Origin of the sequence: Colwellia echini, assembly GCF_002843355.2 — a bacterium.
In the GTDB taxonomy this organism is placed as follows: domain Bacteria; phylum Pseudomonadota; class Gammaproteobacteria; order Enterobacterales; family Alteromonadaceae; genus Colwellia; species Colwellia echini.
In genome coordinates, this window is sequence record NZ_PJAI02000006.1 from 85,608 (window position 1) to 105,511 (window position 19,904).

The window sequence follows — 19,904 nt, forward strand, 5'->3', positions numbered from 1 at the left end:
CTTTTACACATGATGAGTAAGTTAGGCAAAAAGGGGGTTAAATGAAAGTCTAAACCATTATAAATGTGCTACAGAGTTAGGACTGTAAATTAAAAGAGAATATCTTGCTCATTTTACTTTCGACTATATCGTCATTTCGTTTAGCGGGAGAAAAACGCCATTTTTGCATGGCAGAGCGTACTGCTGATTTGAAATAAGTGATTTTACTTTGTGGTTCAAAGTTAATATCTTTTACTTCGCCATTGCGATCGATAGTGAAATTTACTTTAACCTCAAGCTCAATGCCACGACGTTGAGCTAGGGTAGGATAAACAGGGCTAATTGAATCTAATAATTTGGCATCAGTTAGTTTAACTTGCTCAGTAAGTTTATGATTATTTTTAACAATATTTGTGTTGTTGCTAGCTTTTAAGGTTTGCGAGCTGTCATGTCTATTGTGTTTTGCTGAGATATCATTGATTGAGTTACTCGGCTGTGGTCTTAACTGTGTCGCACTAACCATTGGAGTGTTCTTGCTAGCCACTATATTATTGTTGATTTCGCTGACTATCTTATTATCTGCTATTTTAGTTGGTGCTATTTTACCTGGTGCTAATGTTGGGTTTGGTGTTTTTGATAATGTTGGCTTGCTATTCACTGCAGCTATTTTTTGCTCATTTACCCCAGCGTCAATTGTAGCCTTGATATAATTATCTTCTTCTTTAGCATTGGCTATTAGGGCTTCGCTAATAGTACTTTTTTTAGGAGCTATACCAATAATTGGCTGAGCTAATTTAGGTGTTGATTTTATTCTTAATTGAGGTGCTAATGGGGTTGGTACCACAATATTATTCACTAATTTTTGCTTAGGCGTTGTGGTTAGCGTAATGCTTTCAACCAATGATTTTGGCTTTTTCTCATCATTGCTGCGCAACAAATGTACGGCAATAGAGTTGTTGGAAAGCGTAATAAAGTCGTCTTCACTTCCTAAGTAGCCTCTTTTAGATAAGTTAAGAGCTGAATAATGTTTTTCGTTAACTATTGGGTGAGATTCTTGCCAAGAAAATGCATTACCAAGGTTTTGTGCTATTGGCATCGTTAGAATTTGATTCAGGCCTAATAGGGTGAGCCCTAATAATAAACTAATGGCAGCAAACCACTTACTAGTGGTGTTGCTTGGTGCACAATGATGATCAACAAGACGAAGTACTCGTGCCTTTAAGTCGCCACCAGATGCAGCCATTGCCATAGTGGGAATGGTGTGACAATGCTTCTTTGAACAAAGTGAGGCTGTATCGGTGAGGGTATGCGCATAAGCTATGGCATCTCCACAATGCTGTACAGCAATATCATCACTACAATATTCGCGTTCGTTGCGCATTTGCTTACCAATCCAATGGACACTTGGGTGGAAGAAGAACAGCAATTCAATAAGTGTTTGTAAAAAATTAACTAGGTAGTCATGGCGACGTATATGAGCTAGTTCATGCAATATTAACATTTCTAATTGCGCTGAATTTAAGCCAGTTACCATGCTTGCAGGTAATAAAACCACGGGTTTTAACCAACCAATGGCCATAGGCACTTCAATTTTTAATGAAATAAGTAATTGCGGTGTTTTTATTAAATTTAGCTGTTTAGCCAATTGCTCAAAACGTGATAATAATGCATTAGAGGGGAGGATATTGCCACGTAAAGGCAAACTATTGACGTTACGTACTTCAATTAATAACTTACTTGCTAATATGCCAATAGAGAGCAACCAAAGTATGGCAAGGTAAGGCAACCCATAAGCGAGTATTGAAGAAAGTAAATCTTGCTGAATAAAATCTACATTGTGTTGAGCTAACTCATTAACTAAATAAGTTAGTGGTATTGGGTTGAGTAGACCATTTCCATTTGCGCTTGATTCGGGAAAAACCATGACAAAGGTAAATATTGCAAGCAATATGTTCGACAACATGGCAAATGTTGCCATGTTATAACGAAGTTTTGATTTGTTTTTATCAATGATTAGTAATGCGGATTTTAATATAAGACCCACCAGTAAACCTTGCCATAAAAAATGCACTAAGGTTAACGATAAGCTATATAAAAAAGGGCTATTAAGTATCAATTCAAACATAATTGTTAGTTATTATTTTTCTAATGAATTTAATAATTGGCGAATATCATCAATTTCTTGAGCACTAGTTGAGTCATCAATGGCACGCATCACTAGTTTTGAAGTAGAGCCACCAAAAGCTTTACTAATTAAATCTTTGATAAGTGATGTTTGGGTTTGAGTTTCGCTATTGGCTGCCGCATAAACGTGCGCTCGATTACTTTCGTCACGAATAACTAATGATTTTTCATGCATTATTTGTAAAATTTTCAGCACCGTAGTGTAACCGGTATTTTGCGATATACTGACAACATCATGAACTTGTCTTACTGTGGCTGGCCCCATGTTCCAGAGAATATTGAGCAGAGTTAACTCCGCTTCAGTTGGCTTTACAGTAGAATTTTCATGCGTCATGTACACATCCTTCATATATTGTTTTGATTATGCTAATTATTATTATAATTTTTAATTTTATTTGTTATATGGTTTTGAGCCATATTACTTATTATGTTTTTACTTGATTTTTATTTAGAGGACTTCTTATTCCTCTGTAAATATTGTGCCATTGTATCATACAATAAATGAGCTTAACTAAATTACGAATCATATCGTATTCGGTCAAGCTTATATCGAGTACACAAATTGAGCAACTGTTTTATTGTTTTTGTGTATTTTACCAGCCAATAAACTACTTTTAGTTATCTACTAATCTAGTCAATTAGCGTTTTCTCATGGCATCAATTATCTCAGTTGCTATATATCTGTATACTGTCTATTACCTTTTTTAGCTCTTTTATGGTGTGTTGATAAATGCGTATGGTTCGCCTAAACGAGTTACTGTGCCAGGACCCGCTCCTTCAACAAATTCATTTAACATGGTAGGGGAAAATGTACTAACCACTGTAGAGCCTAATTTGAAACGGCCCATTTCATCGCCCTTCGCAAAGGTTATCGCTTCATCACCTGTTTTAGGGTATTTCCAGCGAAACACATCTTTTCCAGCAGGTGGTGTAATAGTGCCAGCCCAAGTTGTTTCAATACTCGCTACAATTGTTGCGCCCACTAATACCATAGCAAGTTGACCAAATTCAGTATCGAAAATAGCAACAACACGCTCATTTCTAGCGAATAAATCAGGTACATTTTGCGCGGTTAATGGGTTTACTGAAAATAGCTCACCAGGAACATAAATCATTTCACGTAAAGTGCCAGCCATCGGCATGTGAATACGATGATAATCTTTTGGTGCCAGATAAATACAAGAGAATTTACCACCTTGAAAAGGTGCTGCGGTTTTTTCATCGCCACCAAGTAAAGTTGTTAAACTATAATTAAAGCCTTTTGCTTGTATAAGTTGACCATCAATAATGTCACCTTGCTGGCTAATTGCCCCATCTACAGGGTAACAAAGAGCTTTTTGGTCTTCATCAATCGGACGGGCACCTTCTTCTAATTCACGAGTAAAAAAATTGTTGAATGTATCAAAATCACTGGCGTTTTTAAGCTTAGCTTCACCCATGTTAATGCCATAAGACTTAATAAACATGCTAATTAGTTTAGTGGTTAACCAACCCATTTTTGCAGCGGCAAGTTTACCTATTAAACGAGAAATAGCATGTTTAGGCATGATGTACTGCAAGGTTATTTTTATTTTATCGCTAATACTATTGTTTGAAGACACTCGGTTTTCCTTAATCATTAAAACGTGAGGTTAATTTGTTATCATTGAGGCTGGCTAAAATGCGCTGAAAGCTTGCTAAGCGAGCCGGATTAATTTTTTCATCTTCGGCTGCAGCAATTAACGCGCAACCAGGATCAGTTTGGTGTTTACAATCTCTGAATTTACATAAACCAAGAAAGTCTGAAAATTCAATAAAACCATGACAAACTTGTTCAGGCGTTAAATGCCATAAGCCAAATTCTCGAATACCTGGTGAATCAATTAAATCACCACCATCATTGAAGTGGTATAAACGGGCAACCGTTGTGGTGTGTTGCCCTAATCCCGAATTTTCTGATACTGCGTTAGTCAGTATGCCAACATCAGGCATTAGCGCATTCACTAAAGTTGACTTCCCTACACCAGATTGACCAACAAAAATACTAGTGTGTTGTGATAATTGGCTTTTTAATTCACTAATGCCATCTCGAGATTGACTACTGGCATAAAGTACTTGATAGCCAATGTCTTTATAAATAGCTAACTGTTTTTCAATAACTTCTTGTTCTGCTACTGAAATACTTGTTAATAAATCTATTTTATTGAGCACGATAACTGGTGTTATACCTGTTTGCTCTGCAGCGACAAGATAGCGATCAATAATATCACTATTAAAAACAGGTAACACGGAAGAAACAATAAGTATTTGGCTGATATTGGCGGCGATGGGTTTTAGGCCATCGTAAACATCTGGACGACTTAGTACTGAATCTCGCTCATGTACCGCTTCAATGATGCCGGTAATTGAATGTTGTGTCTCTTTGCCAATTCGCCATTGTACTTTATCACCACAAACCAAGGACTTAATAGAACGTCGTAAATTACAACGATATATATTATTAAGCTCATCCTCTACATCAGCATGTTGCCCAAAACGACTAATAATAGTGCCATGTTGAGCTGGGCCTAAATCATCGTCATCCCACTGAACTTTGTCTTTACTACCTTTGGTAGTTTTTGTCTGAAGCTTTTTATCATGATTGGCTTTAATGCGCCTTTGCTGACCTTTTGTCAGTTTTTTTACTTTAGACATGTAAATTATTCATAGGGGTCATCGGTTCCGACATTTATTTGATTCAATCTTTAATACGGTATAGTTCTGGCGTATTATACTAACAATTATATATGAATGCTTGTGCATTTTTTAAAGGAATTTTAAGGCGAGTTATATGACGAGTACTATTGCGAAAAATGAAGCGAAACATGACAGTAATTTAATTTGGTTAGATTTGGAAATGACGGGGCTTGAGCCAGTCGAAGATGTGATTTTAGAAATAGCGATTATTATTACTGATAGCCAATTAAATATTTTAGCGCAAGGACCTGTTTTTGCTATTCATCAAAGTGAAGAGGTACTCAATGGCATGAATCCATGGTGTATCGAACATCATGGTAAATCTGGTCTTACGCAGCGCTGTCGTGAAAGTAATATTAGTTTAGCGCAAGCAACTCAACAGAGCTTAGCGTTTGTACAAAAGTGGGTGCCTCAAGGAAAGTCACCCATGTGTGGTAACAGTATTGGTCAAGATAGACGTTTTATTAATAAATACATGCCCGATTTTGAAGATCATTTTCATTATCGTAATCTTGATGTGAGCACTATCAAAGAATTAGCAAGGCGCTGGAAACCAGAAGTATTAGAGTCGGTTGTCAAAACAGGCGCACATTTAGCACTAGATGATATTAAAGAATCAATCGCCGAGCTGAAAGTATATAGAGAGTTGTTTTTTAAGTTATAAATAAGTTGCTGGTAAGGAATGTAAAGTAGTAATGTACATTCCTTTTTGCGTGATGATGTAGTCTTATTTGCAATCTCATTGAGTATGAGAATATTTAACCTGAGTTCGGGATAATGAAAGTGAGTAGAATAATAATATCAATCACTTAGGATTTTACCTTTACAATAGTTTTAATTATTCGTAGTACAAGGCAGGAAAGCGAAGCCAATAACGGGTTATTGGGAGTTTTCATAACGAAGTAATGCGGGTAATTAAGGCTGTTGTAGCATTTTGCTTATCCCGAACTCAGGTTATTTATACTTGTTAAAATATCTAACTACTTTGTTATCTATTTGATGACATTGATAAATTAACTAACAAATAGCAAACTGGCTAGCTAATAGCAGTAATATAAATCTAGAGCGTATTGAATAAGGAAGTTATTTGAAATAAAAGGAAGGAAGAGGCACGCAAAGAAAACGGAAGAAAACAGATAGTGAATTATCAAATAAGATAAGCCCCCACTATATCTACACTTGGTAGTCCCGCTATCATAGGTTTCCCTTTAGACCGGTAACTTTGCGTCTCTAACTTTCATTAGATTTGCCCTTATCAAGCTTGCGCTTAACAAATTCATTATAAGATAAAAAAAAGGAATGTAAACAGAAAGAACTGTTTTTATTTAGCTTAATAAGGTAAAAGTAGATGATAATACCAACCCGATTAAATATGTGATCATTTATATGGGTTAAAATACCTAACGACTTCGTTATTTATTTAATAATTAGAACAAATAGTTATTAAAATAAATGCCTTATATCGGGGCGTTTTTACTTTGTATAAAATAGATCACCTAATTAATGGAACTGGTATAATAGAAAACGTTAACGCTACTGTTCTGTTTTTAATCATAAATGGTGTATTTATGGCGACCCGCCGACCAAATCGACAATTAAACCTTTTAAATTTACAGCCTTTTTACCTTGTCTTTTTTTTGTTGTTTACGCTAACGAATGCTAAAGCAAATACCACAACAGAACAAATCTTCTTAAGTAATCAAGTTCAACAATTATTAACTGTTAGTAATGAAATGCTTAATGCTGCAACGGTTAACAGCCTTGCGGAAAAAATCTTTAGCAAGTCAGAGCTTTACTCAAACGATGTTATTGCCAAAATCTCTTTACTATCAGCTCAGGTTGCAAGTAATCAAGGGGATATTAATAATGTCTTACTTTTTACTGAAAAAGGCTTGGCGGTTAATGGTTTAGATAAGTCGGTTAAATTATCGCTTTTATTAAAGTTAGCGGAAGTTTATGCCGCTAGAAAGCAATACACACAATTACTTGAATTGACCCAAAAAACAGTAGAAGAAAGTACCCTCAATCAGAATGTAAAGTATGGTCTGTTAGCGCTTAGCTATCGAAGTGTAGCTTTTTCTATGTTAGGTGAACACCAAAAAGCATTGGCAGATCTACAACAGGTTGAGCAAGGTTTAAGTAAAAGTGATTTGTCAGAGCATATTGAATCATTAACTATTTTAGCCTTGGCTTATCATTACTTAAGTGATTATCAAACATCACTAACCATGCAGTTAAAAATATTAAAATTGCGTTTTGAAATAGAGCAAAAAAGTAATATAGCTCAAACTTATCTATATTTAGGTTACGCCTATTTTTATTTAGGTCGTTTTGATGATGCTTACAATGCATTTTGGGAAGCTAGAAAGGCTGCTGAATTAAAGTTTGCACCTATCAATATTGCTCATGCAGAAAAGGGATTAGGCCTTGTTCTACTAACCCAAGAGGAATTTGTCAAAAGTTTTCCGCATTTACAGAGAGCTAATCAAATATTTTATCAACATAATATGTTGTCATCGCAAATCGAAAACTTAGTCGCCCTAGCCAAAGCAAAATTAGAAAATAATGAAACTATTGAAGGGAATGCTTTATTAGAAGAGATAATTACACTGCTTGATGGTAAAGATATTTCACTTGAATATGTAGGATTTTATCGCATGGTTGCAACCATGTATTATTCTCAAAATAATTTTAAAAGAGCTTATTTTTGGTTGACTAGGTACAGTCAAGGTTTGTTAGAAAAATACAGAACGATTAAGAAAAAGGCTGGTTTAGTTAGTCAATTATCTCAGCAAACAGTTAGTAAGGTTAGTAGTTTACCTATAGATGAATCGAAACGACTTGCTTTGAAATTAGCGGAAAATAGTGAATTGTCGAGTAGCTTTGTTGGCAAATATAATAAACAACGTTTAATTATTATCAGTTTGCTATCTACCGTTTTGATATTGTTAATTATAATCGCTTTATTGTTTTTTAGGTATAGGGCAAAAAAGATAAGCTTAACGTATGACGAAGTAGATAAACCTAGCTACGCTATGAGCAGTTCAAGTCAAACTAAATCTTATTATCAGAGCTTATTTAAGAAAGCTCGGCATTTTCAATACCCGTTAGGTGTTGGCTATATTATTATTGATAATTGGCAAGAACTGGCTTTTCATTTTAATAAGAAGACCATAAATGAAGTAAAGCAAGAAATAGCGATTTTTATCAACCAACACTTAGCTGAGTTTGACTATGCAGGAGTATTAAGTGCGGATGAATATCTACTGCTGTTTGAATATCAAAACAATAAAGAGGTTGATACTAAACTTAAAAAGTTGGTACAAGCTATCAATACGCGTGCTTTTGCAAACCTAGGCGATTTTTCTGTGATCATGAAATATGCTATAAATACACCAGGGTTTAAAGATATTGATCCATATCTATTTCTGGCTCGCATTACTGAATCTGTTAAAAACGAACAACCCAAAAAATTAACAGTAAGTTAACAATCTCTAGTATTTCTGTACAAAAGCAAGGATAATGATTAGATTATAAAACCGCCTTTTCCAATTGACTTAACAAGGGGTTAAATATGAGTCGTTTTAACGCCAAGTACCTTTTATTATTTATTATTTTAATTGTGATTATCGCCATCTCAGCGTTATTTGCACAACTTTATAGCGAGCACCTTCCTTTGGATGTGCTTGCAATTACATGTTACGTTATTGTTGTTATTGTTGTTACTTTTCTAGCATTGTTACTCATTCCTAAGCTATTTACTGCTGAATCATTTAAGGGAGATACTGAAAATATAAGTGCAGAAGATCTATTTTCTTTTACCCATGACCCCTCGACTAATTTACCTACCGCACAACAAGCGTTAAGAGCTTTTGACTCAGCTATTAAGGCTGATAGAGGACAGCGTTATGCTGCAATTGTTTTTAAACCGATAAACTTTCAGCATGTGAATAGTTTAATCGGTTATCACAATTCAGACTTATTGTTGTTACAACTTGCTTATTGTCTACAAAAAAGTGTTGCCGCTAATAAAAAGCTTTTAAACTTTGCTATTGCACCAGAGCCAATTCGCATCGCGCGATTACAGAGTTTACAGTTTCTAGTATTTTATAACTTAACGGATAACCGTTTTGACGACAACAGTGTACTTAATGACGTATGCCAACAAATTGCTAAATCTGTACCTGAAGCGATGAGTTTTAAAAGTTTCTCATTAAATTTTGAGCTAGCTTTTGGTATCGCCATCTCAGGTGATAATGGTGATCACTTTGATGAAATAATTGCACATGCAGGAGATGCATTAATTAATGGCTTAAAGAACAATAAACAGATTAATTACTTTGAACAAAGTAGTATTGTTTATAACACTGATTTACTTGTTCGCATGGAAACGCTTCGTCAGGATATAGAAGACGAAAAATTATTTTGTTACCTTAAACCGCAAATTAATATTACTAATCATCATATTATCGGTTTTGAATTAAAAGTACATTGGTATGAAAACGAGCAGGACAAACCATTAGGTTTGTCTGAATTTTTTGAACTAGCTGAGCACAGTGGTGGACTGTACCCATTAACTAAATTTATGCTCAACAAGGCATTATCTACAATCGCACAATTGTATAGTATTGGTGTGTATCAGCGGATTTCTGTTACTTTATCAAATGAAAGTTTATTTGAAGTAGATTTAGTCGATTATATTGAACAACAGTTAGCAAAATATGGCGTATCGGGTAAATATTTAATGATTGAGTTTAGCGAGCAAGTAATGCTTAATGCTGGTAGTCGCGTTAAAGTTATTATAGATCAGCTAAAATCATTAGAGATAAATATCGCTATAGCCAATTTCTCTGGTAGCTATGAGTCATTACGTTATGTAAGGAAAATGGCAATACATCAACTGAAGATTAATTGTCAGGGCTTAACAAATGACAGCTCTAACCGAGTAGATAAAGCAATTACCAACTCGCTGGTAACTTTAGCTCGAAGTATGAAAATCCCGCTTGTTGGTACCTATGTCGATAAACACCAAGCATCTGAAGCTTATATTTCTATGGGCGGTGAATTAATGCAAGGTGATATTATTCACCCTGGTGTAGTACCTGAAGAGCTCGAGATTTGGTTAGAAAAATGGTATTTACAACACCCCGAATCAATTCCACCAGAAGCTAAACCTTCTATTTATTAACAGTTGGTTTGTTGCGCAACAAGATGAAAAAATAAGCTCTAATTTTAATATTAACAACCTTCTAACCTTAGCTATGTTGAGAATATTGTTATTAGTGAGTAGAGCTATTTAACCTGAACTCGGGATAATGAATATGCATAACCTAATAATATCAATTAGTTATTGTTACACCTCTACAATAGTTTTAATTATTCGTAGTTCAAGGCGAGAAAACGAAGCCAATAACTGGTTATTGGGAGTTTTCACAACGCAGAACTGCGCATAATTAGCGCTGTTGTAGCATTTTGCTTATCCCGTATTCAGGTTATTTACAATGGTTATGAATAATTACTCAATATCAAGTGCGTCTGGTGATAATATAATGCCGGTATTATCAGCATAAATATGATCGTCAGGTAAAAAAGTTACACCAGCAAAATTAATGGCAATATCTTCTTCCCCCACACATTGATCACTCGCGCCGACAGGAATAGATACAAGCGCTTGAATACCAATATCTATATCTTCTAGTGCATCAACATCTCGAACACTGCCATAACAAACAATGCCTTCCCAGCCATTTTCAGCAGCAGATTGAGCAATATTTAAATCGATTAATGCTCGGCGTGTAGAGCCACCACCATCAATAACTAATACTTTGCCTATTCCATCCGTTTCTACTAACTCATTAATTAAACCTAAATTTTCGAAACATTTTAATGTAACTACTTTCCCCGCAAATGAACTGCGACCACCATAATTACAAAAAATAGGGTCAACCACATCAATTAAGTCGGCATAAAAGTCACATAATTCAGAGGTATTATATTGCATGCGGGATTCTCTCTTGGTTAAAGATAAAAGGCTAATTCAGTATATATAGTTAAATTAAAAATAAAACCTATTATATAGCTAGTGACTAATTTTAAAGCTAAATTATTACCTTTTAAAATATTAATAACGGATTATTGGTACTTTATCTCTAGAATGATGAAATTAAGTAAGTTTGTTGTAGCACTTTACTCACTCAAGCGCAGATAAATTAATGGTTCAGGCTAATTAATAACCCAGATAAGTTAATAGCGCACGTAAATTATTAATAATGTAAAGTAACGCTAAAAAATATCTAATAATTACCGATACATGTCTATACTTTAGCAAGGTAAAGCCGTAACGATAAATATAACGTTATTCGTTTTATTATTTTGTACTTTGTAACACACAAGCATCTTAAGTATGCATTACAACGAAAGTAGAGTGAATTGACTAATCGTCAACTCGATTTTTATTCAGATATTTTATATCAGGGGTAATAATCAATAGTTGTGTCGGGCAAGTATCGATACATAAATTGTTATTAGGCTTGGTAATATTCATTTTTAGGTTAGATATATGCTCATAAAACATAAATTAATTGCTAATACTACTATTTTAGTAATCGCTATGGTGTTAATGCTTTTGTTACTTAACTATCAAAGAGCAGCATTACAACATGATATTAGTATTGCTAATGATATCGGTAATATTAAAGCTTCGGTGCTTGATTTAAGGCACAATGAAAAAGATTTTATTAAGCGAAAAGAACTTAAATATTCTGATACTTTTGCTAAAAATTTAGGTGATACACAACAACGTATTATCAGTTTAGCTAATAACTTTGCTGATGTTGGTTTAACAATTCCTGAACTGAGTCGAATGGAGGCAAGTCTGAGAGAATATAAAGCGCAATTTAGTCAGGTGGTTACCTTACAGAAAACAATAGGTTTAACGGTTGAATCTGGTTTATATGGGCAATTACGCACCGCAGTTCACGATGTTGAAACCTTGATAGGTGAAAGTGATTTTGTGTTACTCAGTGAAATGTTACAACTAAGACGTACTGAAAAAGACTTTATGTTACGTCTTGATAATAAATATGTTGATCGATTAAAGCAGAATGTAAGCCAGTTACAAAACAGTGTTCAATCAAGTGACTTTTCATCAGCTAAAAAACAAGAAGTTAGTCAATTAATTACTGCATATCAAACAGCTTTTATTAACTTAGTGACTGCGCAACAAAAGCTTGGTTATCATGAAAATATGGGCTTGTTAAACGCCATGCGTAATACTGTTGAACAAGTTAATGAAACGTTAAGTAAAGTTGTTATTGATAGTGAACAAGCTGTTGAGGATAGTATTAGTTTTGTGAGTACGTTAGCTTATAGCCTGTTTAGTATTATTTTAGTTATTGCTTTAATAAGTGCGTGGATAATTGGCAAAAGTATTTTAGATAGAATTAGCACTTTGCAGTTTACTATGAACAAAATAGCTCAAACTAATGACTTGACTACAGAGGTTAACGTTAGCGGCGATGATGAGTTAGCTGAAATGGCAAAAGTTTTTCATCATATGTTAACTAATTTTCGATCACTTATTATCGAAGTTAATAACTCGGTCAACATGCTAAATACCGCCACAGGTAGCTTAGCTGAAAATATTTATAACGCCAATGAGGGCGTTGATACGCAAATGCAACAAACAGATCTTGTAGCAACAGCGGTTACAGAAATGGTGGCAACGGTTGATGAAATAGCAACAAATACTCGAGAAGCCGCTCATAAAGCAGAGCTGACTAATACTAATGCTGAAGAAGGTAAAAACGGTGTTGAGCAAACTATTAATCAAATTGGTCAGCTGTCAGCTAAATTATTAGATTCAGAAAACGTTGTTAAGGAATTGGAAAAAGAAAGTATTACCATCGCTTCAGTATTAGGAGTTATTCGTAGTATTGCAGAGCAAACTAACTTATTAGCATTAAATGCTGCGATTGAAGCTGCAAGGGCAGGCGAGCAAGGGCGAGGCTTTGCTGTTGTTGCTGACGAAGTTAGAACCTTAGCAAGTAGAACTCAAGATTCTACGCAAGAAATAGAAACTATTATCGGATTATTGCAAAAACGTACCCAAGAAATTGTAATCCTGATGGCACAGTGTCGTAATCAAGGTGAAGAAAGTGCAGAGCAAGCTAGAACAGCTGGAGTTATGCTTGATGAAATTACTCAAGATGTGGCGTTGATTATGGAAATGAATAGCGCGATAGCAACCGCTATTCAAGAACAAAGTGCTGTGGCTTTAGAGGTAAATCAACACGTAGTGATGATCAGAGATGTTACGGAGCAGTCAGGTAATTCTGCCAAGCAAAATGAACACATGAGTGAAGAGTTATCGCAACAGGCACAAGTATTAACCAATGAAGTAAGTCGCTTTACAGTGTAATTTATTTTAGTAACCTGAGCTTATTTCTACTATGTTCAGATATAAAAAAAACCTTAACGTTTAGAAACGTTAAGGTTTTTTTTATAAGTATTTTGTGGTTGTCTTGAAATGATGAAAAGAATTAAAAACATAATTAAGGAGCATTTATCCTCATTTGCTATTACAAATCAATCAAGAGTCGATACTAATATTTTAAAGTTGTTTAAAATCAATCATAGCCTCACGAGAATGACCACTATTTTTTAATTCGGTTAAATAATGTTGCCAACGATCTTCATACTCTAACGCAAGTTGTAAAATATAATCTTCACTATATATCGCACTATGACCATCATCAAAGATAAAGCGATATCCGTGTTTTGCGACACTTTCAATGGAAGTTAATGAGACTTCTTTTTTATGACAAACAATTTGTCCTTGCTTTGATTTTTGCGCTGCTTCATCAGGTGAGCTGATACGTAAATATTCAAAGCTGAGTTGCGTACTATGTTCTTTTAAATCATTTAACTTAACACTTTTTGATAATTCTATCGTCAGTGTATGCGGTGCCGTATTTAAAATAAATTGGGTTATCTTCATTTGTTAAGCCTACATACCTTGTTAAAACGCTAAAAAAACCAAGTTGCCTCTAAGGTCAACTTGGTTTCATTTTAAAGTGTGTGACCAATTAAAGAATGAAGCGACTTAAGTCTTCATCTTTTATTACTTCACCTAATATTTTAGTTACAAACGCTTGATCGATATTAATGGTTTCACCACTTCGTTGGTCGGCATTGAAAGACAAGTCTTCAACTAAGCGCTCCATCATAGTATGTAAACGACGTGCACCAATGTTTTCAGTGGTTTCATTTACTTGCCAAGCGGCATCTGCAATAGCTTTAATGCCATCATCAGTAAAGCTTACAGCAACACCTTCGGTTGCTAATAAAGCAATGTATTGTTCAGTTAATGAGGCAAAAGGTTCAGTTAAAATACGTACAAAATCATCTGCCGTTAATGCGCTTAACTCAACACGAATAGGTAAACGCCCCTGTAATTCAGGAATGAGATCTGATGGTTTAGCCATTTGAAATGCGCCTGAAGCGATAAACAAAATATGATCTGTTTTAATCATACCGTGTTTAGTGCTTACCGTTGAACCTTCAACTAAAGGTAATAAATCACGTTGAACACCTTCACGAGAAACATCACCGCCGCCAGATTGATCGGCACGTTTACAAATTTTGTCTATTTCATCAATGAAAACAATACCATTTTGTTCTACCGCTTCAATGGCTTTTTGTTTTATGTCATCGTGATTAACAATTTTAGCGGCTTCTTCTTCTTGTAATGCTTTAAGGGCATCTTTAATTTTCAGTTTGCGCTTATTCGTTTTTTCACTCGACATGTTTTGGAACATGCTTTGTAATTGTGAGGTCATGTCCTCCATACCAGGAGGAGCCATGATTTCAACGCCCATTTGTGGCGCGGCCAAATCAAGTTCAACTTCTTTATCGTCTAATTGACCTTCACGTAACTTTTTACGGAAAGTTTGACGGGTATTACTGTTACTACTTTCTTCATCGTTACCAAAAGTATCGCGGGCGGGAGGTAATAAAATATCTAAAATGCGTTCTTCAGCAGCTTCTTCCGCAAGATGTTTAACACGGTCCATCTCACTTTCTTTAACCATTTTAATTGCCATATCGGTAAGATCGCGAATGATGGTTTCGACTTCTTTACCCACATAGCCTACCTCAGTAAATTTAGTTGCTTCTACCTTGATAAAAGGGGCGTGAGCAAGCTTAGCTAAACGGCGGGCTATTTCTGTTTTACCAACACCTGTAGGGCCAATCATTAAAATGTTTTTTGGGGTTACTTCATTACGTAAATCTTGACCAAGTTGCATTCTGCGCCAGCGATTTCTCAACGCAATAGCTACAGCGCGTTTAGCATCACTTTGGCCAACAATGTGGCTATCTAATTCATGGACAATTTCACGTGGGGTCATAGATGACATTATTTATTCCTCGTTGTGATCTTAAGGAGTTCTACTCAACTTAAGATCGCATTTTAAAATAGGGTTCGATATATTGGAACATAGCTTAGGGGGCGTTTTAAAGCTCGTCTATTGTTTGTTCTTGGTTGGTAAATACACAAATGTTACCAGCAATAGTTAATGATTTTTCAACTATTTCTTTGGCACTTAATTCGGTATTTTCTAGTAGGGCTAAAGCCGCTGATTGAGCAAAGTTTCCACCACTTCCAATAGCAATTAAATCATGCTCTGGCTGAATAACATCACCGTTACCGGTAATGATTAATGAAGCTGTTTCATCGGCGACAGCAAGTAAGGCTTCAAGCTTTCTTAGCGCTCTATCACTACGCCAATCTTTTGCTAATTCAACCGCCGCTTTGGTTAAATGACCTTGATGTTGTTCAAGCTTACTCTCAAAGCGTTCAAATAGGGTGAACGCATCCGCCGTACCGCCGGCAAAGCCAGCTAGTACTTTATCGTTATATAAACGGCGAACTTTACGAGCGTTGCCTTTCATTACCGTATTGCCAAGTGATACTTGACCATCTCCGCCGATAGCCACTTTTCCATTACGTCTTACTGAAACAATCGTAGTCACATTAACCTCGTTAAATCTGAATTCGTTGATGATTCTTTAATGTTAATGTAATTGGGGTATTAGCGGCTTTTTCAAGGTGGGAGAGAGGAAATTCCGTAAATTATTGCTTAAGGGCAAAAATTTATTATTTAATAAGAGTGATTGTCGGTTGATTACTTAGCTAATAATTTAGTTAAGAACTAAACTAATAATTTAACGAAGAGCTTAACAAATAGCTGACAAAGAGCATAAGTATGAACATAACTATGGGCTTCATTGGGAAGGTAGTTGAGAGCAGTTAATCACGTAAATGGCACCTGATTAACTGTATATAATTAAATATGTTAACTATCGCCAGCCCCAAATTTGACAGCCATTAATGTTATTACTTTTACGTCTAAGAATATGTTTATCTTTTTCAGCTTCTCTTTTACGTTTGTATGGCCCTAAAACAACTTTATACCAAGTTCCACTACTACCTTTAGCGGTTCTCACTTGTGATTCTATTCCGGCAAAAGCAATACGAGCTTTTAGCGTATCGGCTTGGTCTTGTGATCTAAAAGAACCACATTGCATTTGATAAGGCCCTTTATCTTCAACTTTATATTCGCCTACTTCAATATCCTGGTTTTCTAAGTCTTTAACGTAAGTCCATATTTCTTTTGGTGGTTTTGGTAATTCTTTTGCTTTACTTGTTGGCGCTGCTTCAACCTTTGTCGGCTTACTTAATGGGGTTTTCGTACTTGGGTCTGTTTTTAATGACCATAAGCCATAGGCAAAAGCAGCAATTAAAATAACGATTAGTAAACTGATTAACTTCGCTTTTAATGAAACTCCGTTACTATTTTTTGCCGACTTTTTAGGCGCAGGTTTACCGCGGCGTTTAGCGGGTTTCTTTGGAGGAGGTGTACGGGAAATATAATCTTGATTAGCCATGAACGAGGAAAAGTCACTACAAAAAATTTTAGCTAGTGTAACCGAGCAGCGCTGAAAAAAACATGAATACCTAATACCTTTTTATGGGTAATTGTTACAATTTTTGTAACCATTACTTACAGACGAATACTTGTTGGCTAATTAATAAGCGCTTAATTACCAGTTCAGGTCGATAGGATCAATATCTAAACTCCAGCGCACTTTTGCTAACCATTCATTATTGGGGATTTGTGCGAGTAACTGCAAAATACCGCGATGTAATTCTTTACGTGTTTTAGCTTGAATAATTAAGTGATACCTAAATTTACCTGCTTTCTTTTCCATTGCTGCAGGTACTGGGCCTGCAAACTCACAGCCTTCAATTCGATTAACCGTTAATTCACGTAAAAACTTTTCAGGATAAGAAGGGTAGTTGGCATCAGCGCGTAATAATGCTTGAAAAGTAAAAGGTGGCAGTAACGCTTGTTTACGCTCGGTAAGGGCTTGATGAGCAAAATGATGGTAACCGTTGTGCACTAAATCTTGTAATAGAGGGTGATCAACAAAATTACTTTGTACTAATACTTTACCCGGTTTACTGGCACGCCCAGCACGACCTGCAACTTGAATAAGTAATTGCGCCATTTGTTCGCTAGCACGAAAGTCGAAACTAAATAATGCTCCATCAACATCTAATACGGCAACTAAGGTTACATCAGGAAAATGATGCCCTTTGGCAAGCATTTGAGTGCCCACTAATAATTGATGTTTTTTATCACTTACTTCTTGTAGCAATTTAGCTAACTCGCCTTTTTTACGGGTACTGTCTCTATCTATGCGTACAATAGAATTGTCAGGGAATAATTCTTCTAAACGCGACTCTAATTGTTCAGTACCTTGCCCTAGTGGCGCAATACGAACACTACCGCAACTAGGACATTGCGGCGGGATACGCTTTTGACTGCCACAATGATGGCAAATAAGCAGGCCTTGTTTTTGATGCAAGGTGTAAGGTTTATCACAACGTTGACAATCAGCAATCCAATGACATTCTTGACAGTTAATTGCTGGCGCATAACCACGTCGATTTAAAAACAATAATACTTGTTCACCGCGTGCCAAGGTTTGTTTCATTTCATGTTTTAGCGTACCTGATAAGCCAAATTCAACTTGCTGTTGGTTCATATCGATTAAAGCTATTTTTGCTTTATTACTTTTTCCTGCGCGATTATGCAATTGGTGATAATTATACTTGCCTGACAATGCATTATGTAATGATTCAAAACTTGGCGTGGCACTGCCAAGCACAATAGGAATATTAAGTTGTCTGGCGCGTAAAATAGCCATATCACGGCCGTGATAGCGAAAACTGTCTTGTTGCTTTAATGATGAGTCATGCTCTTCATCAATAATAATTAAACCAAGGCGATGCAAAGGTGTGAAAATAGCCGAACGTGTACCAATAATTATTGCCGCGCTGCCTTGTTGCGCACTAAGCCAAGTAGCTAAACGTTCTTTATCATTCAGTGCAGAATGATGTAAGGCAATAGGCACATTAAAGCGCTGCTCAAAACGGTCAAGAGTTTGCGGCGTTAAACCAATTTCGGGCACTATTACCAGTACTTGTTGGTTATTGGCTAGTACAGCTTCCATGGCTTGTAGGTAAACTTCTGTTTTACCACTGCCCGTTACACCATCAACTAAGTGACACGAAAATTTTCCTAATGAGTGGTTAATAGCACTAACAATAATTGCTTGCTCGGGGGAAAGCAGTAACTTATTGTTTTGATTTAAAGTATCGTCTTGCCAATTAAACTCTGTGGTTATTTGTTCTATTTCAGTGATTAATTGCTTGCTTTCTAAAGCGTTTAACTGTGCTTTGCTATAACCTAAAGTACGCAGTTCGACCCAACTAATACCGCGATGACTATTAATTATTTGATAAAGTGCGAATTGCTTGGCGGCTTTTTTTTCTAGGCCTTCGACAATCGGTTTTTTATCATTATCAAGTGCTTTCGCTTGCCAAACCATAGGTGGTGTTAAGGTAATATTCTCAATTTTTCTCAGCAGAATAGGTAAGGCTTGCTGAAAAACATCGCCAACAGGATGATGATAGTAATGGGCACATAATTGTAAAAAGCTCACCAAGGATTGACTAAGATTAAAGTTATCATTCAACCGACCAGCAATACTTTTAATTTTCGCTAAGTCAAAGTTACACTCTGCTTGAGTTTCTATTACTATGCCTATAACTTTACGCGAACCAAATGGTACAGCAACACGTTCACCAACATTAATAGTGGGTGATTTTAGTGCATCAGGTACTCGATAAGTAAATAACTGTCGCATTGGAACAGGAATGGCAACTTGAATGTATTGTTCAGGCAAGGTGATTAACAGGTATAGTTAGTAATATTTGATGCCTATTTTGCCTACTGTAAGTAATGCTGCCAAGTAACAATGGCGCTTTCTTTATAAATAATAGTAATTATAGTTTTTTTGCTGCCTTTTTGTTTATTTATGTTGCAGTTAATTAGGCTATCCTTTATCATTCGCCACCATTAATTTTAACTACGTATGGTGCTTGGCATTTCAGTTATTTATTAACTTATTTCGAAAGAGATAGGCGGATAAAATTAACAATAAGTAAGTGGCTAAGTGGCGATACGCCCAATTTCTCTAAATATAGAGATAGAGGTCCCCATGAAAAAAGATATACATCCTAATTATGTTGAGTTCAAAGCAACTTGTACTTGTGGTAATGTTATTACTACACGTTCTACTCTTGGTAAAGAAATTTACTTAGACGTATGTTCTTCTTGTCACCCGTTCTACACTGGTAAGCAAAAAGCTGCTGAGACTGGTGGTCGTGTTGATAAATTCAACAAACGTTTTGCTGCACTTAGTAAGAAGTAAATTCTTCTTAATTGTACAAAACATAAAAAAGCGCCAATTGGCGCTTTTTTTGTGCCTAAAATTTTGTGTATAAAATATAGCAAGGTTCAGAGGGATAATTTATTTTTAAAGGCAAACTTTTATATTAGAGTTAGACAAATTCTGCTACATTAACACTCCATTTTTAAGTAATCTGAGTTCGA

General features: G+C 35.6%; 15 protein-coding genes and 1 riboswitch. Of the genes, 5 read left to right on the plus strand and 10 right to left on the minus strand.

Annotated elements, in window-relative coordinates; translation table 11 throughout:
* Window positions 1-76: 76 nt before the first annotated feature.
* From CWS31_RS07270 to rsgA, 4 genes are all read right to left on the minus strand, one after another.
* Window positions 77-2,104, minus strand: coding sequence for a M56 family metallopeptidase (locus CWS31_RS07270; protein WP_101345479.1), 2,028 nt, complete (start codon window positions 2,102-2,104; stop codon window positions 77-79).
* A gap of 12 nt (window positions 2,105-2,116) precedes the next feature.
* Window positions 2,117-2,497, minus strand: coding sequence for a BlaI/MecI/CopY family transcriptional regulator (locus CWS31_RS07275; RefSeq protein WP_101345480.1), 381 nt, complete (start codon window positions 2,495-2,497; stop codon window positions 2,117-2,119).
* 379 nt (window positions 2,498-2,876) lie between these two features.
* Window positions 2,877-3,764, minus strand: coding sequence for an archaetidylserine decarboxylase (gene asd / locus CWS31_RS07280; RefSeq protein WP_246143421.1), 888 nt, complete (start codon window positions 3,762-3,764; stop codon window positions 2,877-2,879).
* Window positions 3,765-3,774: 10 nt separating this feature from the next.
* Window positions 3,775-4,836, minus strand: coding sequence for a small ribosomal subunit biogenesis GTPase RsgA (rsgA, locus tag CWS31_RS07285; RefSeq protein WP_101345482.1), 1,062 nt, complete (start codon window positions 4,834-4,836; stop codon window positions 3,775-3,777).
* A gap of 136 nt (window positions 4,837-4,972) precedes the next feature.
* Here rsgA and orn point away from each other — a divergent pair, with 136 nt between their 5' ends.
* From orn to CWS31_RS07300, 3 genes are all read left to right on the plus strand, one after another.
* Window positions 4,973-5,542 (plus strand): oligoribonuclease, encoded by a 570-nt coding sequence (gene orn, locus CWS31_RS07290; protein ID WP_101345483.1) that lies wholly within the window; start codon window positions 4,973-4,975, stop codon window positions 5,540-5,542.
* 514 nt (window positions 5,543-6,056) lie between these two features.
* Window positions 6,057-6,139, minus strand: a riboswitch (cyclic di-GMP riboswitch).
* Window positions 6,140-6,446: 307 nt separating this feature from the next.
* Window positions 6,447-8,366, plus strand: coding sequence for a hypothetical protein (locus CWS31_RS07295; protein ID WP_101345484.1), 1,920 nt, complete (start codon window positions 6,447-6,449; stop codon window positions 8,364-8,366).
* Window positions 8,367-8,452: 86 nt separating this feature from the next.
* Entirely contained in the window at window positions 8,453-10,066 is a 1,614-nt protein-coding gene (locus tag CWS31_RS07300; protein WP_101345485.1) for an EAL domain-containing protein, read from the plus strand.
* A gap of 327 nt (window positions 10,067-10,393) precedes the next feature.
* Here the strand turns inward: CWS31_RS07300 and rraA are convergent, their stop codons facing one another.
* Window positions 10,394-10,879, minus strand: a complete 486-nt coding sequence (gene rraA / locus CWS31_RS07305) for a ribonuclease E activity regulator RraA (protein ID WP_101345486.1) — start codon at window positions 10,877-10,879, stop codon at window positions 10,394-10,396.
* Between the two features lie 558 nt (window positions 10,880-11,437).
* Between rraA and CWS31_RS07310 the strand changes: the two genes are divergently transcribed.
* The gene (locus tag CWS31_RS07310; protein ID WP_101345487.1) at window positions 11,438-13,297 is read left to right on the plus strand and encodes a methyl-accepting chemotaxis protein; all 1,860 of its coding nucleotides are present in this window, start codon (window positions 11,438-11,440) and stop codon (window positions 13,295-13,297) included.
* Window positions 13,298-13,489: 192 nt separating this feature from the next.
* Here the strand turns inward: CWS31_RS07310 and CWS31_RS07315 are convergent, their stop codons facing one another.
* The 5 genes from CWS31_RS07315 to priA all read right to left on the minus strand — a co-directional run bounded on the left by CWS31_RS07315 (window position 13,490) and on the right by priA (window position 19,194).
* The gene (locus CWS31_RS07315) at window positions 13,490-13,876 is read right to left on the minus strand and encodes a gamma-butyrobetaine hydroxylase family protein (RefSeq protein ID WP_101345488.1); all 387 of its coding nucleotides are present in this window, start codon (window positions 13,874-13,876) and stop codon (window positions 13,490-13,492) included.
* Window positions 13,877-13,964: 88 nt separating this feature from the next.
* The gene (gene hslU / locus CWS31_RS07320; protein ID WP_101345489.1) at window positions 13,965-15,296 is read right to left on the minus strand and encodes an ATP-dependent protease ATPase subunit HslU; all 1,332 of its coding nucleotides are present in this window, start codon (window positions 15,294-15,296) and stop codon (window positions 13,965-13,967) included.
* A 97-nt stretch (window positions 15,297-15,393) separates the two neighbouring features.
* Window positions 15,394-15,912, minus strand: a complete 519-nt coding sequence (hslV, locus tag CWS31_RS07325; protein WP_101345490.1) for an ATP-dependent protease subunit HslV — start codon at window positions 15,910-15,912, stop codon at window positions 15,394-15,396.
* A gap of 327 nt (window positions 15,913-16,239) precedes the next feature.
* Window positions 16,240-16,827 carry an SPOR domain-containing protein gene (locus CWS31_RS07330; RefSeq protein ID WP_101345491.1) on the minus strand — a complete coding sequence of 196 codons (588 nt, stop codon included), beginning with the start codon at window positions 16,825-16,827 and terminating at the stop codon, window positions 16,240-16,242.
* 156 nt (window positions 16,828-16,983) lie between these two features.
* Window positions 16,984-19,194, minus strand: coding sequence for a primosomal protein N' (gene priA / locus CWS31_RS07335; RefSeq protein WP_101345492.1), 2,211 nt, complete (start codon window positions 19,192-19,194; stop codon window positions 16,984-16,986).
* Window positions 19,195-19,509: 315 nt separating this feature from the next.
* Between priA and rpmE the strand changes: the two genes are divergently transcribed.
* Window positions 19,510-19,722: a 50S ribosomal protein L31 gene (rpmE, locus tag CWS31_RS07340; RefSeq protein ID WP_101345493.1), complete on the plus strand. Its 213-nt coding sequence runs from the start codon at window positions 19,510-19,512 to the stop codon at window positions 19,720-19,722.
* Window positions 19,723-19,904 lie beyond the last annotated feature (182 nt).